The organism is Enterobacter sp. ODB01 (assembly GCF_001623605.1).
Taxonomy (GTDB): Bacteria; Pseudomonadota; Gammaproteobacteria; order Enterobacterales; family Enterobacteriaceae; genus Enterobacter; species Enterobacter kobei.
Window position 1 is genome coordinate 3228794 of sequence record NZ_CP015227.1, and the last position, 26722, is coordinate 3255515.

The following is a 26722-nucleotide window of genomic DNA, read 5'->3' on the forward strand; positions in this document are numbered from 1 at the left end:
CCCGAAGGGCCTTGATTATTTACGACCCAGTAGCAGGCCGAGAACAATACCGACGGCACCGGCGGCGATAAGGCCGGTTAGCGGGTTATTTCTGACCGCTTCTGTTACATCAGAAACCGCATCGCTGGCCTGCGCGGCATATTTTTTAGCCGCGCCTTTTACCTGGTGCTTTGGTGAATCGACGAATTCACCAAACTGCTGCTGTGCAGAACCTGCAATTTCATCGAGCTTATTTTTTGCTTTATCTTCAGCAAACTGGGTGTTTTTATCAGTACCGAAATCAGACATCTTTGCCTCCTTGTGTTGATAATTAAAGGATAGCCGCTCTTTGCAGATATGAGAGACGAAAGGTTAATTTCGGCACCTGGCAGGGCTGTTTTCGGATATATCTCTGTGCGAAAGGACTCGCTCAGAGAGACGCTGTTATTCGGCAAAACTCAGCAGCGCGTCGCCATCAAGGCGATAGCGCACCCATTCAGACTGCGGCAGCGCGCCAATGCTCAGGTAAAAATCAATGGCGGGCTGGTTCCAGTCCAGAACGCTCCATTCCAGGCGACCACACTGCCGCTTTACCGCGAGTTGCGCGATATGTTTCAGTAACGCTCTTCCCGCGCCTTTACCGCGATACTCCGGGGAAACGTACAGGTCTTCCATATAGATCCCGTTGCGTCCGAGCCAGGTTGAATAGCTGGTGAAGAACACGGCATAGCCGATGATGTCGCCTTCATACTCAGCGATCAACGCTTCGGTGTTACTTCCCGCGCCAAAGAGCGTTTCACGGATCTCCTCTGGCGTGGTAACCACTTCTTCCGGCGCTTTTTCATAGACTGCCAGCTCGTAGATCATGGCGTAAATGGCCGCGGCATCTTCGGGACGGGCCTGACGAAGGATAATGCTCATTGTTATTCCTGCTTTTTGTCTGTTTCGCGATTGATGGCGTTAAGCATACGGAGTATTGTCCGAAGAATTAAGTGCAATGAAATCAACAAATGATGAATATTATGCATCCGGCTTTACGACGTCTTGATTTAAACCTGTTGCCCGTTTTCGACGCGATTTACCGCCATCGTTCTGTTCGTCTGGCAGCCGATGAGCTGGCGATGAGCACATCGGCACTGAGCCATGCGCTTTCGCGTCTGCGCGCGACGCTGAACGATCCGCTCTTTTTTCGGGAAGGGCATCGTATGTCCCCCAGCGTGTATGCTTCTCAGCTCGCACCTTCCATCGCTTCCGCACTGTCATTCCTGAATCATGAGCTGACCCCGCAGCCGGAGTTTGACGCCCCCAGCAGTACCGAGAGCTTACACATTGCGATTACGGATTTTACCGCGCTTTGCGTTTTTCCGACCCTGATGCACACCTTGCAGCATGCTGCCCCTGGTTTGCGTTTTGAATTGCGTTATTTGCCCCACAGCCCGGCGCTGACGGAGCTATTAGCCGGGGAAGTGGATCTGGCGCTCGGGTTCAGTACCTCGGAGGATATTCGTCATCCGGAACTGGAGGAGATAGGCTGGTTCGAAGATGAGTATGTGGTCATCAGTAACGCCAGCCGGACACGGCTAACGCTGGAGGATTATCTCGCGGCCCGACATCTGGTGGTCACGCCCTGGAATGAGAAACAAGGGGTTCTGGATTTGCGGCTTGAGCAGTTGGGCTATACCCGGCACATAGCGATCAAAACGCCGTCTATGCTCAGCGCCCCGTTTATCGTTGCACAAAGCGATCTGCTGATGGCGATCCCGCGGTTTGCGGCTGAGAAGCTGGTCGCGGCTGCGGATCTCAGGATATTTGCTTTACCGTTTTCAATCCGCGCGTTTGAAGTGAAAATTTACTCGCATAAACGCAGCGGCCAGCGGGGGGCGACCCGCTGGCTTAAGGAGGAGCTGCATAAACTGGCGCAGGCGGTAAGACGTTCAGCTGATGGCGGGGGAAGTCATCCGTCTTAATTTAACGGCAGATAGATATCCGTTTGCAGCGCGTGTTCCGGCACCTCGTGGACAAAATTGATGTTGGAGATCGTATCCAGCGAGCCAGTGTGACGCTCGACAGCGTATCGTCCTTGCCTGCGCGGTCGGGCAGGATCCTGACCGATCTTGCGATTTTTATTTGTAACAGGGTTTCGCAGGATTTGATTAGGAATGAGAGAGGCGTTCTTGATATTGACATGACCCTGTTTCGGAAAGAATGTTAGTCGCTGGTATGCCGTTCTGACGTCAATTATCGAACGGCATCCAGTAATTTTCTGCGAAAGTGTTTTATGGAATGCTTTGCAAATCCCTTTCAATATCACGACGGCGTCCGTTGTCAGCGATTTCGCGCCCTGGGCGAGCCGGTGCTTTCAGTGCTTTGGTTAGAAAACGCCTGGCTTCATCCGTTCTTTTCTCTTTTAGAAGGTAATCGCCGTAGAAATAGTTAGGGTCTATACCGTCAGGGTTGATGGCCAGCGCTTTTTTCAACATTTCATCAGCTTTGTCTTTATCACCAAAACCGATTGGCCAGCCGGGAACCTGATAATAAAGAGCCCCCAGGCTTGTCCAGGCTGATCCCTGAAGCGCGTTAGGTTCAATTTCAATCGCTTTCTCCAGGTTAGTGCGGGCTTGTTTAACAAGGCTCAATGCTCCCAGACCACCTTTTGCGCCAGCCCAGCTGCTATCAATGATTGCAGACCAAATTAACAGTGGTGCGCTTGAGTTGTTTTTCATCTGACTTGCCTGATGCGCTTTCTGACTAAGTGAACTAAAGCAGTTCTCTTTTTTGGCTTCCAGAGTTTGATACTGGCACACAGACCAATCGTGTTGTAATTCCTCGAGGGGGGTGTCCGCCAGTGCTACAGTCGGAACTGCTGCAACAAGAAATAGAGCATACAGTTTTCTCATTTGTGTTCTCCTTTTAACGATTTTCTGGCGAATTCCTGAATGACAGGTAATTTTTTTGCTAATGCTCCGTCGACGACGTGAGGAAACCAGGCATTAATTTTGACGAACAGACGCTCCATAATTCCAAAGCGATACCGTTTCTGCTCCGTTTCAAGAAGCCGTGCAAGCTGGGATGCGACATAAATCGGCGAATCGTTGTTATTACCGAGTTTCTGGTTAAGGGCGTAAACCTGTTCGCTGTTGAGCGTGGTTTTTGTTGCGCGTGGAGCGGCATACAAAACGGTAATACCGCTTCCCTGCAATTCCCGACCAAGTGCTTCGGAAAAACGGTGTGTCGCAGCCTTGGTTGCGCTGTATACACTCCACGCCGGATGCCCTATTTCCCCAAAAATTGAACCAATATTAAGCACGATGCCAGGTCTGTTCATTTTATCCAGCAAGGCCCGGGTCAGAAGGGCAGGAATCTCGATATTGGTTCGGATCTGTTCACGAATATCGTCGAATGATTGCTGTTCAAGCAATGCAAAGCGACTGCTTCCTGCGTTATTGATGAGAATGTCCAACCCACCATTCTGAGACAGACTGTTCGCCAGCCCTAATATCTCTTCGTCGGAATAGCTGCGCATTAGGGCGATATTGTGTCGCTCCGGGTGAGGAATGGCATTCTTTAAAAGCGACATTGCCTTTTCATTACGCCCTACGAGATAGAGTCTCGCGCCTTTATGCGCCAGCTCTCGCGCCAGCGCCTGACCGATTCCTCCGCTGGCACCGGTTAGCAGAACGGTTTTATTAAGCAGATTCATGGACGTTATCTCCCAGTTGGTCAAGCATCTGTCCGTAGAGATGATAAATACGACGAGCCGTGTGGATAATGGCCTCCTGATCGCACTTGTCAGTGATTGAATCCATGAGGGACGCAAAGAATTGCAGATGGCCCTGATCGAGTTCTCCGTGAGAACGCAGGTAGGTGGTTGCCTGCTCAGGCAGCGCCAGAGTATTTTCCAGCTGAGCCGCAACAGCTGTTGCAATTGACACACTAGTGCCTTCCAGCACGAGCACCATGCCAAATATGCTCATCGGGTTTACCCGCTCAATTCGGTAGTAGAGGTAAGCGATCATCATTTCGATGGGCAGGCCCGGCATACCATTTCTTACTGCCTCAGGATTCCCCCCACATGCACGAATATCATTGAGGATCCACTCCTGATGCCCATATTCCTCATCAATATATTCAGCGATTGCGCCACGTACGGCTTCGTGAGAGGCAGGAAGGCAGCTGCCAGCACACATTAGTAGCGGAACGGTATGACTGACGTGATAATAAGCCTGTGTCAAAAACGCGATATACATCTCCGCCGAGATATCGCCTGTCTGGCAACGCGCAATAACAGGTGAATTAAGTAAACGTTGACGTTCTACAGCGGTCTGATTCTGTAATTCCTGATAAAAGCTCATGCGTCTTCCTCCTGGCTGCAGGTGAGAATAATATGTTTCAGGGACTGCCAGATGGCGCTTCGTTTAGGGCGACCATTTGCGGTAATCATTTCGGGAGAAGATATTTCGGACGTAAACAGCAATCGGTGAAATTGCGCGTAGTCTGGAAGATGCGCGGAGATACGCATTAACTGTTGACGCGCCAGCTCCTTTTGTCCTTCAAAAGCATCAACAAGCGCAACGTTACGTGTTAAACCGTCACCAAAAATGACTACACGGCGCACAGCAGGGCATGCCATCGCTTCTGCTTCAGGCCATTCTGGAGAAAAATTGCGACCGTATGCGTTTATCTGAACGTTTTTTAAACGGCCAATAATATGAATAAATCCATCATCATCAACGCTTGCAAGGTCGCCAGTAGGAACCGTTGTATTTTGTGATTCCTCCCCGAGATACCCCAGGGCATTGGCTGGACTCGTTACGTGTAGTTGCTGTAAGGGATCAACGGTAACGTTTATACCTGGCAGAGGTTTGCCAACGCTGCTCTTTTTGGAAGAACCAGGCAAATTAAGAGCGACAACAGAACCGCACTCTGATAACCCATAGCCTTCAAAAACGGGTAAGCCTGCATTTGCTGCCAGTTCCATTAACGGCGTCGGAATTTTCCCGCCACCCACGGCAACAAACCGCAGAGAACGTGTACTTTCAGGTGCCACCTGATGCAGATGGACTAACACCCGTAATATTTCAGGTACAAGAACCAGGCTTTCAGGTTGCCATGTCACTAAGGCCTGTAAAAAACGTTTGGGGTTAAATTGACTTGAACCCTCAAAGCCTGTCTGGGCCGTGGGTAATATCACTGTTTCTGCACCCATTAATAATGGGATATAGATTCCGCACAAATTCTCGAGCAGAATGCTGAGCGGCAGGCTGACAAGATGTTTCTCCGGTGCGATCGGACGCAGAGCGGTAGCGAGTGTTTGCGCGGTCCATAACATTCCCTTCTGACTCAGGCACACGCCTTTAGGTTCACCGGTGGTTCCCGAGGTAAAGGTAATCTTGGATGTCCCCACAGGCAACGACGTTGGGGCAGTTAACTGTCTAACCTGCAGCTTACCGAATGGGAAATCATGTCTGTGCCATCCAGACATACTCTCACCACCAATTTGCGCATCAATCGACGCTGAAGCACGCACCCATTCTTTTTGCGTTTCCGAGAAAAAGGGAGGAATGGGTACAATGACGATCCCGACAGATATACAGGCAAGATCGATAATGGCCCACTCCGGACTATTATCAAGCTCAAGCGCCAGCCTTCTAATCCCCAGAGCGTGGAGCAACGATGCGGCGTTTACGACTGCCTCTAAATATTGCTTCCAGCTCCATAACGTTGTTTCACCCCTAAGAGCAGTTTGATCAGGGTATTGAAGAGCTTGCTGTTTCAGTGCGTTAAGAAACATGATGTTCTCCCGACATATTAGTCCATGGAGCCTCGGGTAAAGTGTTTATTAACTTCATCAATAGACTGCCCTGAGTTAGCGCAGAATGACCGCCAGCCAGTTCACCGGCCATAATTTGTGGGTCATATTGATAGTATTTTCCCCATTCATGTGCATCATTCCCAAGGCGAGCGGGATTGGCCGGCATGATGAGGATGGGATTCAAATTAAGTCGATGAAAGGTATTGCGAATTTTTTTCGTACCGGTAAACACGATCCATGAAAATTGATACTCAGTAAGGACCTGGCAGAGCGCTGCAAACATGATTCGTGCACTTGCACCATCCCTCGCTGCAAAATTTCCAATTTCGACAATTGCGGCGCGAGAAACAGATTGCGACAGCCGTGACGAAAGCGTTACCTCAATGGGGCTATCGAGATATTTTTCCAGATAAAGAGATCCCTGAGAGGCGATATGTACGCCACTGGCAGCCTTAAGTTCACCATTTGCATCGTAAAGGCCAATAAGCCATGGCATGCAACGGGAAATCGAAGCCTGATAAACCTGCTGATAGTTTTCACGGATTAACGCTGAAATATCATTCTGTTCGTGTTCACCGTGAAGCCATTTAAGAGTGTAGGGGGGCATTATTCGCATCATGAGACCTCTCATATGAGTATCTTCAATATGAGCGATTAATATTATGACAACCTTAAGAAAATTTTTTTCTTATGTTGTAAGTCGTGAATGAAATTAAGGTATTCTTAAGAATAAACAACACATACTGGCGTATACTCGAAAAAAAGGATTGAGCAATGAACAGAAATTACGCCAGCAGTCAGATCGCATTGCACTGGCTTGTATTTGTAGCCATTATTATCGCCTATGCAGCTATGGAGTTAAAAGGGCTGGCGGTTAAGGGTAGCCCGATCCGTGTAACTATGGCGATAGTGCACTATACTGCGGGCTTTAGCGTTATGTTGCTAATGATTATCCGGGTTGTCCTGAAAATGACACATCGCGACCCTGAAATTATACCACCACCACCACGCTGGCAAATTGTGGCGTCAAAAATAATACACGGATTGTTGTATTTAATGTTTCTCCTGTTACCGTTGCTGGGGATTGCATCGCTTTACTTTGGACAGATTGAATGGTCATTTTTTGGAATAAAAATGCCTGTAGCCACCTATCTTAATACAGATGCACAGCATACCCTCAAAGAAGTGCATGAGTTTATTGCAAATGCCGGGTATTTTCTTGTCGGTTTCCATGCTCTGGCCGCATTATTTCATCATTACTTCGTTCGTGATAACACGCTGGTGAGAATGTTGCCGATAATACATCGGCATAAATAAGTTTTAAGAACGCCTTGTTGTGGTGGTTATTTCGCATACCGAGGAGCACTCATCCTGATTCGTCATTTGTCATACTATTGTCTTTTACCCATATCGCATAAACCCATGCAATAACCCTATTAAACTTCATGTTTACAGAAAGTTGATTTCATTGATACCATACCCCCTATAGTATCAGGAGGGCGTATGCCGCATTCACCCGAAGATAAAAAACGTATTCTTACTCGCGTCCGTCGCATTCGGGGCCAGGTCGATGCCCTTGAACGCGCACTGGAGTCGGGCGATCCCTGTCTGGCTATCCTGCAGCAAATTGCCGCCGTGCGCGGTGCTGCCAATGGCCTGATGGGCGAAATGGTAGAAATTCATCTCAAAGATGAGCTGGTGACGGGAGAGACAACGCCGGATCAGCGAGCCGTGCGCATGGCAGAAGTCGGCCATTTGCTGCGCTCTTATCTAAAATAAACCCACACACCTGACAAAAAGGGAAGACCTATGAAATCTCGCGCTGCTGTTGCATTTGGCCCCGGCCAGCCGCTGAAAATCGTTGAAATCGACGTCGCACCACCGAAAAAAGGCGAAGTGCTGATCAAAATTACCCATACCGGCGTTTGCCATACCGATGCGTTCACGCTGTCCGGCGACGATCCGGAAGGTGTTTTCCCGGCGGTACTGGGACACGAAGGCGGCGGGATCGTTGTGGAGGTGGGCGAGGGCGTGACCAGCCTGAAGCCTGGCGATCACGTTATCCCGCTGTACACGGCGGAATGCGGCGAGTGTAAGTTCTGTAAATCCGGCAAGACCAACCTCTGCCAGGCTGTTCGCGCCACGCAGGGCAAAGGGCTGATGCCGGACGGGACGACCCGTTTCTCTTATAACGGCGAGCCGATTTACCACTACATGGGCACCAGCACCTTCAGCGAGTATACCGTTTGCGCGGAGATCTCTCTGGCGAAGGTGAACCCGCAGGCGCCGCTGGATAAAGTCTGCCTGCTGGGCTGCGGCGTGACGACCGGCATTGGCGCGGTCCATAACACGGCAAAAGTCAAAGAGGGCGATACCGTGGCGGTGTTCGGTCTCGGCGGCATTGGTCTGGCGGTGATTCAGGGCGCGGTGCAGGCGAAGGCCGGGCGTATTATTGCGGTCGACACTAACCCGGAGAAATTCAAACTGGCGGGTGAAATGGGCGCGACCGATTTCGTTAACCCGAAAGATCACGAAAAACCGATTCAGGATGTCATTGTTGAGATGACCGACGGCGGAGTGGACTTCAGCTTTGAGTGTATCGGCAACGTTAACGTCATGCGTTCCGCGCTGGAATGCTGCCACAAAGGCTGGGGCGAGAGCATCATTATTGGTGTGGCCGGCGCGGGTCAGGAGATTAAAACCCGTCCATTCCAGCTGGTCACCGGACGCGTGTGGCGCGGCTCCGCGTTTGGCGGCGTGAAGGGCCGTACCCAGCTTCCGGGGATGGTTGAAGATGCTATGGTCGGTAAGATTCAGCTCGATCCGTTCATTACTCACCGTTTGCCGCTGGAGCAGATCAACGAAGCGTTTGATCTGATGCACGACGGAAAATCTATCCGTACCGTTATTCATTTCGGCGACAAGTAACTCTTCTGCCAGCGGTTTTTAGCCGCTGGCATTTCTTTAATAATCTTCTCTAAAGTGTGACCAGTGCGGCGTTTTTAGCCGTAATCTAAATCTCTGCCGTGCCGATGACTATCTAACAGGCGTGTTTTTACGCATCTTACCTATAAGAGAGTCGACGGTCATGGACAACACTACTTCGATGCAGGCGCAGCGTAAGCTGGGCTTCTTGCATCACATCAGGCTGGTTCCGCTGTTTTCCTCCATTCTCGGTGGCATTATTTTGCTGTTTGCCTTGAGCTCGGGTCTGGCGGGATATTTCCTGCTGCAGGCCGATAAGGATCTGCAGGATGTCACATCTGAGATTCAGGTGCGTATGGGGCTGTCGAACAGCTCAAACCATCTGCGCACCGCGCGTATTAATCTGATCCACGCCGGCGCGGCAAGCCGTATCGCAGAGATGGATGCGATGAAGCAGAACATCAGCGAGGCGGAAACGCGTATCAAGCAGTCTCAGGATAGCTTTAACGCGTATATGAATCGCTCCGTGCGTACCGCTGAAGACGAAGCGCTGGATGCTGACCTGAAAGCGCGCTACGACGCCTATATCGCGGGCATGCAGCCGATGGTCAAATTTGCCAAAAACGGCATGTTCGAAGCGATCATCAACCACGAAAATGAAACCGCGCGCCCGCTGGATGACGCTTACAATGCCGTGCTGCTGAAGGCGATTAAGATCCGCACCGACCGTGCCAATGCGCTAACGGCGCAGGCGCACAGCCGCACGCAGCTGGGGCTGATGTTTATGGTGGGCGCGTTTGTGCTGGCGCTGGTATTGACCGCGATGACCTTCGTTGTGCTGCGCCGCACGGTCATTCATCCGCTACAGCGTGCTGCGAAACGTATCGAGAATATTGCAAAAGGTGACCTGACGATGCCGGACGATGTGGCCGGACGCAGCGAAATTGGCCGTCTGACGCGCGATCTGCAAACCATGCAGCACTCCCTCGAAACAACGGTTGGCACCGTGCGTCAGGGCGCGGAGGAGATCTATCGCGGAACCAGCGAGATTTCTGCCGGTAATACTGACCTCTCTTCGCGCACCGAGCAGCAGGCCGCGGCCATTGAGCAGACCGCCGCGAGCATGGAACAGTTAACCGCCACGGTGAAACAGAACGCTGATAACGCGCATCATGCCAGCAAGCTGGCGGAAGATGCCTCCGGAAAAGCCAGCCGTGGCGGCCAGATGGTCTCCGGCGTGGTCAAAACGATGGGCAACATCTCCAGCAGTTCGAAGAAGATCTCTGAGATTACCGCCGTGATTAACAGCATTGCTTTCCAGACCAATATTCTGGCACTGAACGCGGCGGTAGAAGCGGCGCGCGCGGGTGAACAGGGGCGTGGATTTGCGGTGGTAGCCAGTGAAGTGCGTACGCTGGCAAGCCGTAGCGCCAACGCGGCAAAAGAGATCGAAAGCCTGATCAATGAGTCGGTTTCCCTTATCGATCAGGGGTCGGGTGAGGTGGTGGCTGCGGGTAACACCATGAATGAAATCGTCGACGCGGTTAAGCGCGTGACCGACATCATGCTGGAAATTGCCGCCGCATCGGATGAGCAGAGCCGCGGTATTGTGCAGGTCAGCCAGGCGATTTCGGAGATGGATAAAGTGACCCAGCAGAACGCCTCGCTGGTGGAAGAAGCATCCGCAGCCGCGGCATCCCTGGAAGAACAGGGCGCACGTCTGACCGAGGCTGTGGGGGCGTTTCGTTTAAGCGGCGCGAAGCCTGGCCGCGCGGTGACGTCTGTGCCAGTGGCGAAGAACGCGCCGTTGCGCCCGGCGGCGACGGTTTCCGGAGATAACTGGGAGACGTTCTGAGCCGTGGGGTGTGTCGGGTGGCGGCTACGCCTTACCCGACCTACAAAAACCAGGTCAGTAGGCCCGCGTAAGCGAAGCGCCACCGGGCAGAAAAAAGGGACCCTTCGGTCCCTTTTTCACAGCTTATTTCTTATCAGGTAACGCGTATGCGATAACGTAATCACCGCGATCCGGTGACTGGCGAGCGCCCCCAGCGTTAATGATGATGTACTGTTTACCGGTTTTCGGTGAGACGTAAGTCATCGGCCCGGACTGGCTGCCAACCGGCAGTCGGTCTTTCCAGATCTCTTTTCCGGTGGCGGTATCAAACGCACGCAGGTAGAAATCCTGAGTACCGGCGAAGAACAGCAGGCCGGACTGGGTTGAGAGCGACGCGCCCAGCGTTGGCATCCCGATTGGGATAGGCATGTGCATGCGAATGCCCAGAGGGCCGGTGTCTTCCACCGTACCGACAGGCACCTGCCACACCAGTTTGCCGGATTTCAGATCGACCGCGGACATGGTGCCGAACGGCGGTTTCTGGCACGGAATGCCGAGCGGTGACAGGAAACGTTCACGCATTGCGCCGAACGGCGTGCCGTCCATCGGGACGATGCCCATCTCAATGCCGCTGGCGTCTTTCGCCACGTTAGCGCGCGGCACCATGTAGTTTGCCAGTCCGAGGCGCATATCGTTGACGAACATCAGGCTGTTGTTCGGGTCAACCGAGACGCTGCCCCAGTTCATTCCGCCCAGCGAGCCAGGGAACTGCAGGGAACGGTCAAGACCCGGCGGGGTGAAGACACCCTGATGACGCATCTCTTTAAACTGAATACGGCACAGCAGCAGGTCGACAGGCGTCGCGCCCCACATGTCGGATTCAGTCAGCGTCTGGTTGCCAATCATCGGCATGCCGACGGAATACGGCTGGGTGGGTGAGTAGCGTTCACCTTCAACGTTACCAGCCGGTACCGGACGCTCTTCTACCTTCGCGACCGGCTTACCGGTTTCGCGGTTGAGCATAAAGATCATGCCCTGCTTGCTGGTCTGCACCAGTACAGGCGTGGTGCCGCCTTTGCCGTCAGGCAGGTCATACAGCAGCGGCTGGGAAGGCAGGTCGAAGTCCCACAGATCGTGGTGGGTGGTCTGGAAATGCCAGCGCACCTGGCCGGTGGTGGCATCAACGGCGACGATAGAAGAGCTGTATTTATCGTCCAGCGCGGTACGCTCACCCGCCCAGAAATCCGGGGTGGCGTTGCCGGTTGGCAGATAAATCAGGTTCAGTTTGGCGTCGTAAGACATGGCCGACCAGACATTTGGCGTACCGCGGGTGTAGGTCTGTCCTTCCGGCGGCAGGCCGGTCAGGTTCGGATTACCCGGATCCCACGCCCAGGCCAGCTTACCGGTGTGAACGTCATACGCACGTACCACGCCCGGGGGTTCGCCGGTGGAGAAGTTATCCGCGACGCGACCGCCGACGACGACCACGTTCCCGGCGACCAGCGGCGTGGAGGTCTGCTGATAATATCCCGGCTTGATCTCACCCATACCGATGCTCAGATCCACGGTGCCGTGTTCGCCAAAATCTTCGCAGACCTTGCCGTTATCCGCATTGATGGCAATCAGGCGGGCATCGGTGGTCGGCAGGAACAGACGGCGAGGGCATGCGGCAGGCTGCGCGGTTTCCTGTGACGTTGTCACGTTATGGTGGTCTTCAAAATAGCCCAGACCGCGGCAGCGCTGCCAGTTAGGCGCGGTGGCTTTAGAATCGTAGCGCCATTTTTCTTTCCCGGAGTCCACGTCCAGCGCCAGCACTTTACTGTACGGGGTACAAACGTACAGCGTATCGCCAATCTGTAAAGGCGTGTTCTGGTCTTCCGCGCCAGAGCCGTTGCTCTGTGGAATATCGCCGGTATGGGCAATCCAGGCGACTTTCAGTTCGCTGACGTTTTGCTTGTTAATTTGATCCAGTGCGGCGAAGCGGTCACCGTGTGTGGTGTTGCCCCAGTGCGCCCAGTTCTTTTGCTGCTCACCGGGTGTGACGGGTTTAACCGGAACGGGTTCATTCGCCGCCACGAGAGTCTGGGGCTTAAACATCCAGCCAAGGCTAACCAGCATCGCCACGGCCAGGACCGCCGCAACGCTAAAAGCAGGCGCCTTGTTGGGGTAATTGTGGTTTGCTCCACGCAGGTAAGGCCAGACGATGGCACAAAGGAAAGCCAGTACGGCGAAGGTAAACAGGCGGGAGAAGAGCGGCCAGAAATCCCAGCCCGCATCGCTTACCGCCCAGACCAGCGAGGCAATAAACGCGATGCTGTAAAGGACAATCCCGCTGGTGCGATTGAGGAAAATCAGGATCGCGGCAATCACCATTACCACGCCCATTATCAGGAAGTAACAACTTCCGCCCACGGTGGCGAGCTTAAACCCCAGCCCGCCGACGGCCAGACCGATGAGCAACATCAGTCCGGCAAGAAGCCACTGCAGGATACGCGGTATCCCACGTGGCGCGCTGCCAAATGCCATTTCTGTCTCCTTAGATCCCACCGCTATGCCGGGTGTACCAGTTGGGTAATAAAATCGGCGGGAATAATGATTAACACGGGTGAATTCATCTTTATCAAAAGATTTACGAACCATTTGGTGAATTCGTGGCTATGATAAAACTGTTAAATTGTTTTACGCAATTGTTAATGAATCATTCCGCATTATTTGATTAGCGCACAGGACAGATCCCTCGCCCCGTTGGGGAGAGGGTTAGGGTGAAGGGAAGAATTCAAACCGGCATGGATTTACGGATGGCGCTCAGCAGCGTCTGCGCACCCGTTGAGAGCGGCGTGTCTACGCGGGTTAAAATGCCGATAGGTTCACCGGCACCCGGGGCGGTCACCGGCAGAGCGGTCAGGGTTCCCTGACGCAAATCATCTTTTACCGCACCGGAGGGAACGAACCAGACGTAGTCATAATCGAGGGTGAGCTGGCGTGACAGCGAGGCCGACAGCGTTTCGATACACCCTGAGGGTAGTGTACATCCCTGCATTTGCAGCAAGTTTTCGGCGGCCTGGCGCGGGACGGTGCCTTTCGGGCAGACCACCACGGGCCATTCCATGACGCGGCTTAACGTCACGGTATCCTGCAGTAAAGGATGGTCGGGACGCACCACCAGCTTCAGGGATTCCAGAAACAGCAGTTCGTAATTGAGACCGCCCATCAGTTCAGGGTCAGACATACGACCGATACCCAGATCCAGTTCCCCCGATTTGAGCCCCGCGAGCAGCATGGTGTTATTCATGGTGGCAACCTGAATCGTGGTATGCCGTTGCTGCTTGTGGAATTGACCAATCACGGGCGGCAAAATGCCCAGCGCTGCGGTAGGCAAGGCACCCACACGTACCACGTCACTGGTGTGCTCTTCTTTTCTGTGCAGGGACTGGCCTGCGGTGTTGAGCGCATCCAGCACCTTAACGGCGTGCGTCAGGAACTGTTCGCCCACGAGGGTAAGCTGTGCGCCCAACCGACCGCGATCGAAAAGACGGGCGCCGGTGAGCTGTTCCAGCTCGTTAAGGGTTTTTGAGAGCGCAGGCTGGCTCAGATTAAGGGTTTCAGCCGCTCGCCCCAGCGTTCCCTGTTGAGCGACGGCCACAAATGTATGCAAATGGCGCAAGCGTATGCGCTGACTGAACAGACCATTTTTTTCCATAGGCGATGTTAAAAACAGAGCGATGCGGGTGACAAGTTAAGTTGTTTAATTTTGATAACCTGATAGCAAAATATTTTTAACATTTGATCTGTTTGAGTTACAACATGTTTTTCGGGAGGGGCTGCAGGCGAACGTCCTTGTTCATTTATTGCTCATTGCCGAGGGGTTACATCAGTACCCCATTAGATCACGCCATCCCCGCCGTCAGAACACCACACCTGACCGGACGTATAGGAACACGCATCCGAGGCCAGCGTGACATACAGCGGAGCAATTTCTACCGGCTGACCCGGACGCCCCAGTGGCGTATCGCCGCCAAACTCCTTCACTTTTTCCATTGGCTGACCGCCGCTTGACTGCAGCACCGTCCAGTACGGTCCAGGCGCCACCGCGTTGACGCGAATGCCTTTTGGACCCAGCTGTTTGGCTAAGGATTTCGTAAATACGGCCAGACAGGCTTTCGTCTGGGCGTAGTCCAGCAGCACGGGGCTGGGCTTCACTGCCTGAACCGAGGAGGTGTTAATGATAACGGACGACGCCTTCAGATGGCGCAGCGCCGCCTTGGTGATCCAGAAGGGGGCATAAACGTTGGTTTTAAACGTCGCGTCAAAGTCTTCTGTGGTGAGCTCTTCCAGGGATTCCCGGTACTGCTGACGACCCGCGTTATTGATCAGAATATCCAGGCCACCCAGCTTCGAGACGGCTTCCTCGACCAGATTCTGACAGAAGGTTTCATCCCGGATATCCCCCGGCAGCGCGATGGCTTTGCGTCCTTCCGCTTTGATCAGCGCGATCACCTCTGCGGCGTCTTTTTCCTCTTCAGGTAAATAGTTGATGGCAACGTCAGCCCCTTCACGGGCATAGGCGATAGCCACCGCGCGACCTATCCCGGAGTCACCCCCGGTGATCAGCGCTTTTTTGCCGGTAAGGCGGCCATGCCCTTTGTAGCTTTTTTCCCCATGATCGGGTACAGGTTGCATCTCTGATGCCAGTCCCGGCGGCGTTTGCGGCTGTTCCGGGAACGGGGGTTGCGGGTAAGCGTTCGTACGTTGTGTAGTATCACTCATAGCTGACTCCTTAAGCCAAGGGGTGAGATTTGATGGATAGTTGCAGCGTTAACGCTTCGCTGAATTATTTCTGCAAACGATCAACACGGACGACGGCAGGAGATGATTTTTTATCAAGCGAACCGTTGATACTGATCATCTGGTCGGGTTTTACCGTTCTGCCGTCGAAGACTGCCTGGGGAATAATAACGTCGATTTTTCCGGTTTTATCCTGGAATACAAACTTATCGCCGCTACCATCAATAAGATTACCGCGTAATGAAATTGTCGCACCGTCATGCATTTGTTTTGCCTGATCGATGGTCATAATACGCGCATCATCCGTTCCACGATATCCGCTATCCAGCGCGTGAGGCGGGGGCGGCGCGTCACCTTTTTGTAACCCGCCGTTATTATCTGCCCATGCTGATGGAACCAAAAATATCAAAAAAGCGGAAATAAGTGATAATTTCATCTGATATCCTTCATTTTTGGGTGTCTTGACTTATTAAGTATTGTTGCTATTCCTTTATGTGGCAAATGTGATAAGTCTTAAAAACAATCTCTTTTGAAATCAAAACACTCATAAAATAAGCGAAACGGTGACGACAACCATGAAGCGTGAAAATGAAAAGTTACCCGGGATAGATGAGAGTTATCGCTTGCTCAGGTTTGAATATGCATTTCGCCAGGTGGGTTTTGTGCTGCTTTTAGGTATTATCATCGCAGCGATGGCCGGTCTGTTTTCCAGCGGCATGGTGAGCGACACGTCCAGGACCAATTCTGCTAAATCTCTGACCATTCACTATGAACGTTTTGGCCGTCGGGAGACCGAGTCAAGGATGCAATTTACGTTTCCGGTGAAAACGGCGGGTCACTTCACGCTCAGCATCACCAGCGAGCGCAGCGACGTTTACGAACCCGGCAGCGTCTGGCCGCAGCCGGACAGAATGTATAGCCGTGGGAAAACCCTTTATTTCGTCTATGACACGCTCCAGAAGTCAGACAGGTTCTCCGTGTTGTACTTCACGACCCCGACCCGGGCCGGTAAGTGGAATACTGTCATCCGCGCAAACAACGAGCCGGAGATCACCGTCTGGCAATTTATTTACCCGTAGGAGGCTGATATGGATATGGTCTTTCGTGCGCTGGCGATTTATCTGTTTCTCGTGGTGGTATTTAAAGTGGCGGGGCGACGCGCGCTGCTACAGATGACCAGCTTTGACCTTATTCTACTGTTAATTATTAGTGAAGCCACGCAGCAGGCGCTTCTGGGGCAGGACTTTTCTGTCACCGGGGCGATGATAACGATTACCACGCTGGTGGTAGTGGATATTCTCTTTGGGTTGATGAAGAAATATTTTTCCCCGGTGGAAAATATTCTGGATGGTAATCCCGTCATTCTGGTAGAGAATGGCGTGCCGTTAGCGGATAAACTCAAAAAAGTCGACGTATCCTGTGATGATATTCTGGTGTCAGCGCGTCAGAATAATGGCATTACAAAAATGAGTGAAATCAAATATGCCATATTCGAACGTAATGGGCATATTTCAATCATTCCTTTTGAGAAATAAGAGGCGGCAAAATGAGCAATCTTTTTCACGACGATCATTATACCGTAAGTGAATTAACGAAAAAGCTGGCGAGTAAATTAACCGATGCCGGGCTGCGCTTAACCACGGCGGAATCCTGTACGGGGGGAAAGCTCTCGGTCGCGTTGTGCGCAGAAGAGAACACCGCCGATTTTTATGATGTCGGGCTGGTGGTGTTCAGCGATGAAGCAAAAGCGCGGATCCTCGGCGTGCGTTCTGAAACGCTGGCGCGCTATACCGCCGTCAGCGAACCGACGGTGGGCGAGATGGCCGCCAGTATCCGCGATATGGCCCAGGCGGATATCAGCATTGCCATCAGCGGATACGCAGGCCCTGAAGGGGGCGACGATGGGACGGCGGCAGGGACGGTCTGCTTTGGCTGGAATATTTGCGGCGAGACGAAAACCCGCACCGTTCTTTTCTCCGGTGACTGTCAGGACGTGGTGGAAAAAGCGGTGCATTTTGCGCTGGCTGAACTGGTAACAACCTTGTCGGACGACAATATCGGGTAAATTCACGTGGAGGTTGTATGGCTGTCATAGTGATTACTGGCGGGACGGCGGGCGTGGGAAAAGCCACGGCACTGCACTTTGCAAAGGCGGGCTACGATGTGGGACTTATCGCCCGCGATGAAGCCAGCCTGCACTCCACTCAGGAGGAATTAAAGCGCTTTGGGGTCAATGCCCACGCGGTGCAGGCGGACGTCGCCGACAGTCAGGCGGTGGTGGATGCGGCTAACGAGATTGAGTATCGCCTTGGGGCGATTGACGTGTGGGTTAACAATGCCATGGGCGCCGTGCTGGCACCGTTTCGCACCCTTACGCCGGATGAGTTTCGTCGTGTGACTGACGTGACCTACCTCGGCTTTGTCAACGGCACTCGCGCCGCGCTGGAGCTGATGGTGCCCCGCGACAGAGGCGTGATTATCCAGGTGGGATCCGCGCTGGCCTACCGTTCCATTCCTTTGCAGTCCGCTTACTGTGGCGCCAAAGCGGCGATCCGCGGCTTCACCGATGCGGTGCGTACCGAACTGATGCATGAAAACAGCCGGGTTCAGCTTTCGATGGTTCAGATGCCGGGGCTTAACACGCCGCAGTTCGAATGGGCGAGGAATAAGTTCGCCTGGGCGATGCGCCCGGTGCCACCGGTTTTTGAGCCCGAAGTCGCCGCCCGCGCCATCTTTAAGGTTGCACAAAAACCGGTACGGGAACTGTGGGTGGGAGGCAGCACGATTCAGTCGATCGTCGGGCAATTTCTTTTCCCGGGTTTACTTGACCGGCTGATGGTTAAAAAAGCCTGGGAAGGTCAGATGACCGACGATCTGAACGCACCGGATCGCCGGGACTATCTTGACCAGCCGGTTAATGATCTGCACAAAATCCATGGCCGTTTTACAGACGAGGCGAAGAACCGAGCCCCGTCCGTCACCTCCGGTATGCCTGGCAAGGTGGCACTGGGCGCCCTCGCGGTGGCGGGGATTATGCTGACCCGCCTGATAATTCGAGGGAGAAGATAATCAGCGCAGCGCGCTACGGTGGGTCCAGAACCAGCGGTAACCGTAGCCGCCAAGAGTGAGCTCGACGGTTTTGCTGCACACCAGCGCGTCGTCGTAGCGTTTGTCCGCGAGACAGGCGGTCCAGGTGGCATTGCGGATCCCTTTTGCGGCGAACTTCACCGGCTGGTCGCTGAAGTTGACGAAGGTCAGGATGCTGCGTTCATCGGTCTCGTAATACAGCCCCAGCACCGCGTCGTGATCGAGGGTAATGAGACGAAAGGGCGCAACGGCAATTTCGGGGAACTCTGAGCGGGTATTGGCAATATCCATGATGCGGTGCAGAAGCGAGTTGCGGTGAAGCAGCGAATCAGCGACGTTGATTTTCTGATAGCGATACGGGCCGCGATCGATGATGGGGGCAATAAATTTTTCCGGGTTGGCCGCGGAAAAACCGCCCCCCGCCGATCCGGCCCACTGCATCGGCGTACGAACGGCGTAACGCTCTTCCAGTTCCAGGTCGTCGCCCATGCCGATCTCATCCCCGTAGCGCATCACCGGGACACCCGGCAGGGAAAAGAGCACGGCGTGACAGAACGCCAGCCGCTTGTGATCGCCATTCAGCATCGGCGCCAGGCGGCGGCGGATCCCGCGCTGATAGACGTTCATCTCTTCGTCAGGGGCGAAGGTATCAAGGACAAACTGCTTATCTTTCTGACTAATGCCCTCCAGATCCAGCTCGTCATGATTGCGCAGCCAGTTGGCAAAACAGCATGAGTTGGGCGGGACGATCATCTTTTTCACCGCATTACGCAGCGGACGGGCGCTTTTCCTCGCCAGGCTGACGTAAAAATACTTATTGAGCCAGAAATTGAGCACCAGATTCAGGCGTTCGTTATTGCCGAAGTAGTCTTTATACGTCTTGACGTCGACGTCGACTTCACCCAGCAGGATCGCGTCTGGATTACGTTGCTCAATAAGACGGCGCATATGCTCCAGGATCCACAGCCCCTTTTTTTCGTCACCGTTTCCTGCCTGTCTGGTGAGGTGGGTGGCGGCGTCCAGGCGAAAGCCCGACACACCCAGCTTAAGCCAGAACAGAATGATGTTCTCAATCTCTTTAAGTACCGCAGGCGAGGTCAGGTTCAGATCCGGCTCATGGCGGTAAAACATATGCCGGTAGTACTGTCCCGCCTCGTCGTCCCAGCTCCAGACGCTCTTTTCCACGCCGGGAAACATTGGGGGCGTGTCGTCATCGTCGTTGTCCGACCAGAGGTAGTAATCACGATAGGGGGATGCCGGGTTTCGGCGGGCCTGCTGGAACCACGGATGCGCGTCTGAGGTATGCTGGATCAGCAGCTCAATTATGACCTGCATGCCCAGCTCCCGGGCCTGTTCGATAAAGGCGATGATATCGGCCAGTTTACCGAAGCGCGGATCCACCTGCAGATGGTCGCTAACGTCGTAGCCTTCGTCCAGAAAGGGGGTGAGGTAAAATGGGGTGATCCAGATAACCGTCGCGCCCATGCGGCGGATATAACGCAGCTTGGCCGCAATTCCGGCGATGTCTCCACAACCATCGCCGTTCATATCATAAAACAGTGCGGTATCAATTTGATAAATAATGGCCCGTGTATGCCAGTCTGTCATAGCGTTCCTCAGTGATAGCCTTCAGTATCCGACACTTTGCCCCGGAAGACGTAGTAGCTCCAGGCGGTGTACACCAGAATCACCGGAATGATCAGCAGGGTGCCGACCAGCATAAATAGCTGGCTGGCGGGCGGTGCCGCGGCTTCCCACAGGGTGATATGGGGCGGAATAATGTTTGGCCACAGGCTGATACCCAGGCCGCTAAAACCGAGGAAGATCAGCCCCAGCGTGAGCAGGAACGGACGCGAGTGGCTGGCCGGGTTGCGGGTCAGCCGCCAGATCAGCACCGTAAACAGCCCTACCAGCAGGGGAACCGGCAGGAACCAGAAGAAGTTGGGCAAGGTAAACCAGCGGTCGGCCACGTACTGCCAGCCAAGCGGCGTCCAGACGCTGACCACCGCAATAACCACCACCAGTGCCAGCAGCACGTGGCGCGTCAGCTCGCGCATGCGGTTTTGCAGTGCGCCTTCACTTTTCATTATGAGCCAGGTGGTCCCCAGCAGCGTATAGGCAACGACCAGCCCGATGCCACAGAAAAGATTGAAGGGCGTCAGCCAGTCAAGCGCAGAGCCGACAAAGCGCCGGCCTTCCACGTCAAAGCCATTGATCACTGCCCCTACGACGATCCCCTGGCTGAAGGTGGCGAGCAAGGACCCGCCTGCGAAGGAGTAGTCCCAGAATTTGCGGTGTGAGGGCGTCGCTTTAAAACGGAACTCAAAGGCGACGCCGCGAAAGATGAGGCCGATGAGCATGGCGGTGAGGGGGATGGTCAACGCATCAATAATCACCGCGTAGGCCAGCGGAAACGCGCCGAACAATCCCGCGCCGCCGAGTACCAGCCAGGTTTCGTTACCGTCCCACACCGGGGCCACGCTATTAACCATCACATCGCGTTCCCTGGCATCGCCCACGAAGTTGAACAGCAGACCGATGCCCAAATCAAAGCCATCCATAATGATGTACATCAGCGTGGCAAAGACGATGATGGCAAACCAGATAACAGCGATATCAACGCCCATCAGATTCTCTCCTGTTCTGAAACGGACTCCGCGGCAGACAGCGGACGGGCGGGAGTGCCCGACGTGTTTGACGTCAGCGTATCGACGGGCTGCGGACCTTTCTTAATCAACCTGATGAGGTAAACATACCCCACGCCGAACACCGACGAGTAAACAACGAAGAAGGCCAGCAAGCTGATGCTCATTTGCAGAGTACTGTGCAGGGAGACCGCATCAATCGTGCGCAGATAACCATAGACCACCCACGGTTGACGGCCCACTTCGGTGGTTACCCAGCCGGCGAGCAGCGCCAGCAGCCCCGCTGGCCCCATGCAGAGCGCAAACCAGTGGAACGGGCGCGAGTGGAAAAGCCGGTGACGGTAGCGTAGCCAGAGGCTGAGCAGACCGAGGGTAATCATCAGCAGCCCCATCCCGACCATGATGCGGAACGACCAGAAAACGATGGTCGAGTTTGGGCGATCTTCTTTCGGGAAATCTTTCAGGGCCGGAACCTGTTTATCCAGGCTATGCGTCAGGATCAGGCTGCCGAGCGCGGGGATCTCGAGGCCGTATTTGGTGCGTTCCTCCTCCATATCCGGCAGGCCAAACAGCAGCAGTGGGGTGGCCTCGCCGGGCGGATTTTCCCAGTGTCCCTCAATGGCGGCGATTTTGGCGGGCTGATGCTCAAGCGTGTTCAGGCCGTGCATATCGCCCACCACCGCCTGGATGGGGGCGACCAGCAGTGCCATCCACATGGCCATCGAGAACATGGTCCGGATGGCGGGCGTATCGTTACCGCGCAGCAGGTGCCAGGCACCCGACGCGCCGACAAACAGCGCGCTGCTCAGAAACGCGGCAATAGCCATATGAATCAGGCGATAAGGGAAGGAGGGGTTAAAGACGATTGCCAGCCAGTCTTGCGGAATGACCTGTCCGTTTTCGATGGTGAACCCCTGCGGCGTATGCATCCAGCTGTTGGAGGCGAGGATCCAGAAGGTCGACATTAAGGTGCCGAGCGCGACCATGCAGGTGGAAAAGAAGTGCAGGCCCGGGCCAACCTTATTCCAGCCGAACATCATTACACCCAGGAAACCGGCTTCCAGGAAGAAAGCGGTTAAGACTTCATAGGTGAGGAGTGGACCGGTGATACTGCCCGCGAACTGTGAGAATCCGCTCCAGTTGGTGCCAAACTGGTACGCCATGACCAATCCGGAAACGACCCCATACCGAAGTTAACGGCAAATATCTTGAGCCAGAAATGGTACAACGATCGCCAGACGTCGTTTTTGGTGCGCAGCCACATGCCCTCCAGCACAACCAGATAGCTGGCGAGGCCGATGGTGATCGCAGGAAAAAGGATATGAAACGAGACGGTAAAAGCGAACTGAATTCTGGCCAGATGGAACGCGTCGAGTTCGAACATGGTCCGTACCTCTGAAACGATGGGGCACGAGAATTGCCGGGCAGTTTATGGCTGCCCGGCAAAACCGATTACGGTTTAGTCTTACCGGCACCCAGCTCGGCACCGGTCAGCGGGTCGGAATGTGGATCGGACTTCGTACGGGCAGACATCGCCTTGACCAGGGTTGCCTGTTCGGTTGTGAGCGTGACGCTTGCGCTGCCATCGCCGCCGTCAACCGCAGGCTGGGGGACTCAACGTAATCGAAATGTTTATCGCTGTTCCAGCTTCCGCGAACCTCTCCACCTTCAGACATATTGTAGTACTTGTTGGTGAATTCCTCGATTGGCGGCAATTTTCCCGGCGGGAAATTATTACGGATAGACTGCAGCGCCTTCTCAAAGGAGAGCTGATGCGCCGCCTCGCGCGTCATCAGAAACGCCAGGGCATCCTTTACGCCGGGATCGTCGGTCACGTTGATCAGACGTTCATAGATGATTTTCGCTCTTGCCTCTGCTGCCACGTTTGAGCGCAGGTCCGCCGTTGGCTCGCCGATGGTGTCCACGTAGGCCGCCGTCCAGGGCACGCCCGCAGAGTTAGTGAGCGGGGTGCCACCACCGTAGAGCAGGGAGGTAATATGGCTGTCATTGCCGTTTTCGGTCATGGACCGATACAGCTCGGCCTCGTTTTCCACCCCTTCCGCCAGCGCGCCTTTCGCGCCTTTATTCAGCATGCCCACCAGGGTACCGATGATTTCGAGGTGGCTTAACTCCTCGGTCGCGATATCCATCAGCATATCTTTACGGCCCGGATCGTCATCGCTCAATCCTTGCGTAAAGTACCGGCAGGCGGCAGCCAGTTCGCCCTGCGGCCCACCGAACTGTTCCAGTAAAAGATTGGCGAGGCCTGGGTTCGGTTCAGCAACGCGAACCGTGTATTGCAGCTGTTTAACGTGTCGGAACATGGCGATTCTCCCTGATTATTTTTTTGCTTCGACGCCCGATGCGTCTGAACGCAGCAGGAACTGTTCCGTGGTCTGCGGAATATGACGAATCAACCAGTCGGCCATTTCGCGCTCTTCGGCGAGGATCGTTTCAATAGCGGGTATCGAGGCGGTATCGCCCGCTTTTTTCGCCGCCGCGAGCAGGGAGGTATAGCAGGCGATTTCAAACTGTTCGAAAACATAGCCGCTGATCGACCCCTTAACGATCTCATCAGACGGGAACATGCCGCCGATGGACTGCCCCAGCGCCGCCATTTTGCTCATCGAGTCTTTTAAAACTGAACGAGAAATATCATTCCGGTCGAGGATTTCTTCCAGCAAGGTAATTTGCCGTTTTGTCTCATTAATATGCTGCTCAATTCTGGCGCGAACATCAGGATAATTATCAATACGGCTGGCCATGGATTCCAGCATAGATTCGGCTTGCTTTTCCATCGCATGGGCATCGCGTAGCCAGTCATGGTAGTGTTCTACGTGATTCATCATTGTATCCTCATTAGGGTTCGCTTATTTGGTCTCACTTTCAGCAGCCTGATCGGCACGCGCGGCACTGTAACCAGACAAATGGCCGACAATATTAGCGTAGATGCTGATGATAATGACCCATAGTACGCTGCTCTTCCACCATATTACGGAAGGGATAGCGAGAATGAACCATATTATAGCTGCCGTTAAATGGCACCGTTTAATTGTCCTGGGACTGATGCTCATTTTATTTAACCTGTGTTATAGCGTCATTTTTGCGCTTTTTGGTTAATATTTCCTACGGCCAGATCGGTGAGTTTAAGGTCGGTCTCTTTTTCTTCTTCCAGTGTTTCTGCAAGAAGCTTAACGGCTTTTTTATAGCCAAGCTGCTCTGCCAGGGTGGCAAGGGTACCGTAGCTGGCTATTTCGTAATGCTCCACTTTTTGCGCAGCGGCAATTAATGCGGCATCACGGACTTCATTTTTTTCCGTGCTTTCGATGACTTCATTAGCTTCTTCAATTAAGCCTTCCATTGCGACGCATTTCATGCGCTTGAGCTTGATGCCGTCTTCCTGTTCCACGATCTGGTCGATACGTTCGATCTGACCTTGCGTCTCTTCAAGGTGTGCGGTAAAGGCGGCGCTCAGCTTCTCGCTGGAGGCGGCGCGGGCAAGTTTGCTTAACGCTCGGGTAAGCTGCTTTTCTGCGCTGTAGGTATCCGACAGAAGATGAATAAATACATCCTCTACACTTTTCATATTCATAATTATTACGCTCCGGTAAAATAAAGAAAGGGTACTGCGAGCTTTTCAGCCCGCAGCATGCTCTCTGGTTTTATTAAAAGAGTACTAAATAAGATCAGGAGTTATCAGATTTACGGCCTCCGCCGTGACTGTTCTGTCCCCCTTTCTTACCCGCTTCAGATGCGCGTTGCGGATCGTTTTTAAAATTACCACCGCTGTGCTGGCCACCTTTACGACCAGCTTCTGATGCTTTTTCACGGTCTTGCGCGAAATTACCGGAACCACCACGATGCTCTGCCATATTAAACCTCATATTCATATATTGGTTATGTCAGTACGATACGAATATATTCCGTATCACTCGTCGTTCGAGTAATAACTCTAGTCGCTGTGCGCTATTCGTCAAATGCGCTTTGCTATTTGCGGTATCGTTATTTTGAAATAATGACGGCTTTACGCTTCGCTTACCTGAAAAAATATGAAGGAGTGGGAAGGACTTGTAAACGAAGGGTGGGATTAGTCCTAAGTTTCCACTAAAAATTTGAAAGCTGAGGGTAAATAATAATGGCGCACCGAATGCGATTAATTTGTCGTCAGGAAGGGCTGTGCAGGCGACGGTAGCACACGGTTTGACCACTGTCGTCTTAAGATCACAAATCAGAAATTCTTCCCCCCGGAAGGAACGGGTTTCTCTACACTCCAGGTAATATTCACTGGAGGCATGACATCATGGCGAACACCATCACGGCTGATGATATTCGGGAACATTTTTCGCAGGCTATGTCGGCGATGTACCAGCAGGAAGTTCCGCAGTACGGCACGTTGCTCGAACTGGTCGCGGACGTAAACCTGGCGGTTCTGGAAAATAACCCACTATTACATGAACAACTGGCGAACGCCGATGAGCTTGCCCGTCTGAACGTGGAGCGCCACGGCGCGATCCGCGTCGGCACGGCGCAAGAGCTTTCCACCCTGCGTCGTATGTTTGCCATCATGGGCATGTATCCGGTCAGCTATTACGATCTCTCTCAGGCGGGGGTGCCGGTTCACTCAACGGCGTTTCGCCCGGTAGATGATGCGGCGCTGTGCCGGAATCCGTTTCGTATCTTTACCTCACTGCTGCGCCTTGAGCTGATTGAAAACGTCCCGCTACGCGAGCGCGCGGCGGAGATCCTTGCTCAGCGGAACATTTTTACCCCGCGCTGTCTGGCACTTCTCGATCTCTGGGAATCAGAAGGGCAGTTTACTGACGCCCAGGCGCGTGAGTTTGTTCAGGAAGCGCTGGAAACCTTCCGCTGGCACCGTCATGCGACGGTCGATCAGGAAACTTATCTGGCACTGCATAACGAACATCGCCTGATTGCGGATGTGGTCTGCTTCCCGGGGTGCCATATTAACCACCTCACGCCGCGCACGCTGGATATTGACCGGGTGCAGGAGCTGATGCCGAAGTATGGTATTGAGCCCAAAATTCTGATCGAAGGGCCGCCGCGTCGTGACGTGCCCGTTTTATTGCGTCAAACCAGCTTCAAGGCGCTTGAAGAGCCGGTGCTGTTTGCCGGTGAACATAAGGGCACCCACACCGCCCGCTTCGGTGAAATAGAACAGCGCGGCGTGGCGCTGACGCCGAAAGGCCGTGAACTGTACGATAGCCTGCTGGCTAAGGCCGGTACCGGCAAAGATAACCTGACGCATCAGCTTCATTTGCGTGAGATTTTCAGTGCCTTCCCGGACAGCGAGCTGTTAATGCGCCGCCAGGAACTGGCTTATTTCCGCTACCGTCTGACGCCCGCCGGGGAAGCCCATCGTCATGCGTTCCGTCCCGGCGACGATCCGCAGCCGCTGATTGAGCGCGGGTGGGTCGTTGCCCAGCCGATTACCTACGAAGATTTTCTTCCGGTCAGCGCCGCCGGGATTTTCCAGTCCAATCTCGGGAATGAAACTCAGGCGCGCAGTCACGGTAATGCCAGCCGCGACGCGTTTGAAGCCGCGCTCGGCTGCCCGGTGTATGACGAATTCTCCCTCTATGAGGAGGCTGAAACGCGCAGCAAACAGCGTTGCGGTTTGCTCTGAAACCGTTACTC

At 53.7% G+C, this 26722-nt stretch carries 27 protein-coding genes and 2 pseudogenes; 10 read left to right on the plus strand and 19 right to left on the minus strand.

Features of this window, described 5'->3' with window-relative positions; translation table 11 throughout:
* Positions 1 to 15: 15 nt before the first annotated feature.
* Together A4308_RS15330 and A4308_RS15335 are read right to left on the minus strand one after the other, a co-directional pair.
* Positions 16 to 288 carry a DUF883 family protein gene (locus tag A4308_RS15330; protein WP_014883773.1) on the minus strand — a complete coding sequence of 91 codons (273 nt, stop codon included), beginning with the start codon at positions 286 to 288 and terminating at the stop codon, positions 16 to 18.
* A gap of 135 nt (positions 289 to 423) precedes the next feature.
* Positions 424 to 900, minus strand: coding sequence for a GNAT family N-acetyltransferase (locus A4308_RS15335; protein ID WP_045134059.1), 477 nt, complete (start codon positions 898 to 900; stop codon positions 424 to 426).
* 89 nt (positions 901 to 989) lie between these two features.
* Between A4308_RS15335 and A4308_RS15340 the strand changes: the two genes are divergently transcribed.
* Positions 990 to 1946 (plus strand): LysR family transcriptional regulator, encoded by a 957-nt coding sequence (locus A4308_RS15340; RefSeq protein ID WP_032636605.1) that lies wholly within the window; start codon positions 990 to 992, stop codon positions 1944 to 1946.
* Between the two features lie 309 nt (positions 1947 to 2255).
* On the opposite strand, the gene A4308_RS15345 is transcribed toward A4308_RS15340, so the two are convergent.
* Genes A4308_RS15345 through A4308_RS15365 form a run of 5 tightly spaced genes read right to left on the minus strand, consistent with a single transcriptional unit; the run spans position 2256 to position 6398 of the window.
* On the minus strand, positions 2256 to 2876 hold the full coding sequence (locus A4308_RS15345) for a tetratricopeptide repeat protein (protein ID WP_117581652.1): 621 nt from the start codon (positions 2874 to 2876) through the stop codon (positions 2256 to 2258).
* Positions 2873 to 3679, minus strand: coding sequence for an SDR family oxidoreductase (locus A4308_RS15350; protein ID WP_032636602.1), 807 nt, complete (start codon positions 3677 to 3679; stop codon positions 2873 to 2875). Before A4308_RS15350 ends, A4308_RS15345 begins: the two co-directional genes overlap by 4 nt.
* Complete coding sequence (locus A4308_RS15355; protein ID WP_045282083.1) at positions 3666 to 4331, minus strand: TenA family transcriptional regulator; 666 nt, start codon at positions 4329 to 4331, stop codon at positions 3666 to 3668. Before A4308_RS15355 ends, A4308_RS15350 begins: the two co-directional genes overlap by 14 nt.
* On the minus strand, positions 4328 to 5770 hold the full coding sequence (locus A4308_RS15360; protein ID WP_032636599.1) for an AMP-binding protein: 1443 nt from the start codon (positions 5768 to 5770) through the stop codon (positions 4328 to 4330). Before A4308_RS15360 ends, A4308_RS15355 begins: the two co-directional genes overlap by 4 nt.
* A complete protein-coding gene (locus A4308_RS15365; protein WP_224955198.1) occupies positions 5760 to 6398 on the minus strand; it encodes a thermostable hemolysin in 639 nt (212 codons plus the stop codon). Before A4308_RS15365 ends, A4308_RS15360 begins: the two co-directional genes overlap by 11 nt.
* 167 nt (positions 6399 to 6565) lie before the next feature.
* On the opposite strand from A4308_RS15365, the gene A4308_RS15370 reads away from it, so the two are divergent.
* From A4308_RS15370 to A4308_RS15385, 4 genes are all read left to right on the plus strand, one after another.
* Positions 6566 to 7108, plus strand: a complete 543-nt coding sequence (locus A4308_RS15370) for a cytochrome b (RefSeq protein ID WP_045282084.1) — start codon at positions 6566 to 6568, stop codon at positions 7106 to 7108.
* A 186-nt stretch (positions 7109 to 7294) separates the two neighbouring features.
* The gene (locus tag A4308_RS15375; protein ID WP_003857256.1) at positions 7295 to 7570 is read left to right on the plus strand and encodes a metal/formaldehyde-sensitive transcriptional repressor; all 276 of its coding nucleotides are present in this window, start codon (positions 7295 to 7297) and stop codon (positions 7568 to 7570) included.
* Positions 7571 to 7600: 30 nt separating this feature from the next.
* Positions 7601 to 8719 carry an S-(hydroxymethyl)glutathione dehydrogenase/class III alcohol dehydrogenase gene (locus A4308_RS15380; protein ID WP_014883778.1) on the plus strand — a complete coding sequence of 373 codons (1119 nt, stop codon included), beginning with the start codon at positions 7601 to 7603 and terminating at the stop codon, positions 8717 to 8719.
* 160 nt (positions 8720 to 8879) lie between these two features.
* Positions 8880 to 10571, plus strand: coding sequence for a methyl-accepting chemotaxis protein (locus tag A4308_RS15385; protein WP_045282085.1), 1692 nt, complete (start codon positions 8880 to 8882; stop codon positions 10569 to 10571).
* A 123-nt stretch (positions 10572 to 10694) separates the two neighbouring features.
* Here the strand turns inward: A4308_RS15385 and A4308_RS15390 are convergent, their stop codons facing one another.
* The 4 genes from A4308_RS15390 to A4308_RS15405 all read right to left on the minus strand — a co-directional run bounded on the left by A4308_RS15390 (position 10695) and on the right by A4308_RS15405 (position 15771).
* Positions 10695 to 13076, minus strand: coding sequence for a glucose/quinate/shikimate family membrane-bound PQQ-dependent dehydrogenase (locus A4308_RS15390; protein WP_063308653.1), 2382 nt, complete (start codon positions 13074 to 13076; stop codon positions 10695 to 10697).
* A gap of 250 nt (positions 13077 to 13326) precedes the next feature.
* Entirely contained in the window at positions 13327 to 14250 is a 924-nt protein-coding gene (locus tag A4308_RS15395; RefSeq protein ID WP_014883781.1) for a LysR substrate-binding domain-containing protein, read from the minus strand.
* 182 nt (positions 14251 to 14432) lie between these two features.
* Positions 14433 to 15317 (minus strand): SDR family oxidoreductase, encoded by an 885-nt coding sequence (locus tag A4308_RS15400; RefSeq protein ID WP_014883782.1) that lies wholly within the window; start codon positions 15315 to 15317, stop codon positions 14433 to 14435.
* Positions 15318 to 15381: 64 nt separating this feature from the next.
* Positions 15382 to 15771 (minus strand): YdeI family stress tolerance OB fold protein, encoded by a 390-nt coding sequence (locus A4308_RS15405; protein ID WP_014883783.1) that lies wholly within the window; start codon positions 15769 to 15771, stop codon positions 15382 to 15384.
* Between the two features lie 139 nt (positions 15772 to 15910).
* On the opposite strand from A4308_RS15405, the gene A4308_RS15410 reads away from it, so the two are divergent.
* The 4 genes from A4308_RS15410 to A4308_RS15425 are packed head-to-tail and all read left to right on the plus strand — an operon-like array spanning position 15911 to position 18404.
* On the plus strand, positions 15911 to 16414 hold the full coding sequence (locus A4308_RS15410; RefSeq protein WP_014883784.1) for a hypothetical protein: 504 nt from the start codon (positions 15911 to 15913) through the stop codon (positions 16412 to 16414).
* 9 nt (positions 16415 to 16423) lie between these two features.
* Entirely contained in the window at positions 16424 to 16870 is a 447-nt protein-coding gene (locus A4308_RS15415; RefSeq protein WP_014883785.1) for a DUF421 domain-containing protein, read from the plus strand.
* Between the two features lie 11 nt (positions 16871 to 16881).
* Positions 16882 to 17400: a 2-oxo-tetronate isomerase gene (locus tag A4308_RS15420; protein WP_014883786.1), complete on the plus strand. Its 519-nt coding sequence runs from the start codon at positions 16882 to 16884 to the stop codon at positions 17398 to 17400.
* 17 nt (positions 17401 to 17417) lie between these two features.
* Positions 17418 to 18404, plus strand: a complete 987-nt coding sequence (locus A4308_RS15425; RefSeq protein WP_045134054.1) for an SDR family oxidoreductase — start codon at positions 17418 to 17420, stop codon at positions 18402 to 18404.
* Here A4308_RS15425 and A4308_RS15430 read toward each other — a convergent pair whose 3' ends face one another.
* From A4308_RS15430 to A4308_RS15465, 8 genes and pseudogenes are all read right to left on the minus strand, one after another.
* Complete coding sequence (locus A4308_RS15430) at positions 18405 to 20030, minus strand: alpha-amylase family protein (protein ID WP_063308654.1); 1626 nt, start codon at positions 20028 to 20030, stop codon at positions 18405 to 18407.
* An 8-nt stretch (positions 20031 to 20038) separates the two neighbouring features.
* Positions 20039 to 21049: a cytochrome d ubiquinol oxidase subunit II gene (gene cydB / locus A4308_RS15435; RefSeq protein WP_014883788.1), complete on the minus strand. Its 1011-nt coding sequence runs from the start codon at positions 21047 to 21049 to the stop codon at positions 20039 to 20041.
* Positions 21049 to 22451, minus strand: a pseudogene (locus tag A4308_RS15440) (cytochrome ubiquinol oxidase subunit I). Before A4308_RS15440 ends, cydB begins: the two are co-directional and overlap by 1 nt.
* A gap of 68 nt (positions 22452 to 22519) precedes the next feature.
* A pseudogene (locus tag A4308_RS15445) lies at positions 22520 to 23391 on the minus strand (manganese catalase family protein).
* A 15-nt stretch (positions 23392 to 23406) separates the two neighbouring features.
* Positions 23407 to 23913: a ferritin-like domain-containing protein gene (locus tag A4308_RS15450; RefSeq protein WP_014883791.1), complete on the minus strand. Its 507-nt coding sequence runs from the start codon at positions 23911 to 23913 to the stop codon at positions 23407 to 23409.
* A 24-nt stretch (positions 23914 to 23937) separates the two neighbouring features.
* A complete protein-coding gene (locus A4308_RS15455; RefSeq protein ID WP_023335667.1) occupies positions 23938 to 24141 on the minus strand; it encodes a hypothetical protein in 204 nt (67 codons plus the stop codon).
* A gap of 23 nt (positions 24142 to 24164) precedes the next feature.
* Complete coding sequence (locus A4308_RS15460) at positions 24165 to 24659, minus strand: YciE/YciF ferroxidase family protein (RefSeq protein ID WP_008502272.1); 495 nt, start codon at positions 24657 to 24659, stop codon at positions 24165 to 24167.
* Positions 24660 to 24753: 94 nt separating this feature from the next.
* Positions 24754 to 24939, minus strand: a complete 186-nt coding sequence (locus A4308_RS15465; RefSeq protein WP_014883792.1) for a general stress protein — start codon at positions 24937 to 24939, stop codon at positions 24754 to 24756.
* A 428-nt stretch (positions 24940 to 25367) separates the two neighbouring features.
* Between A4308_RS15465 and hglS the strand changes: the two genes are divergently transcribed.
* The gene (gene hglS / locus A4308_RS15470) at positions 25368 to 26711 is read left to right on the plus strand and encodes a 2-oxoadipate dioxygenase/decarboxylase HglS (protein WP_045282088.1); all 1344 of its coding nucleotides are present in this window, start codon (positions 25368 to 25370) and stop codon (positions 26709 to 26711) included.
* Positions 26712 to 26722: the final 11 nt, after the last annotated feature.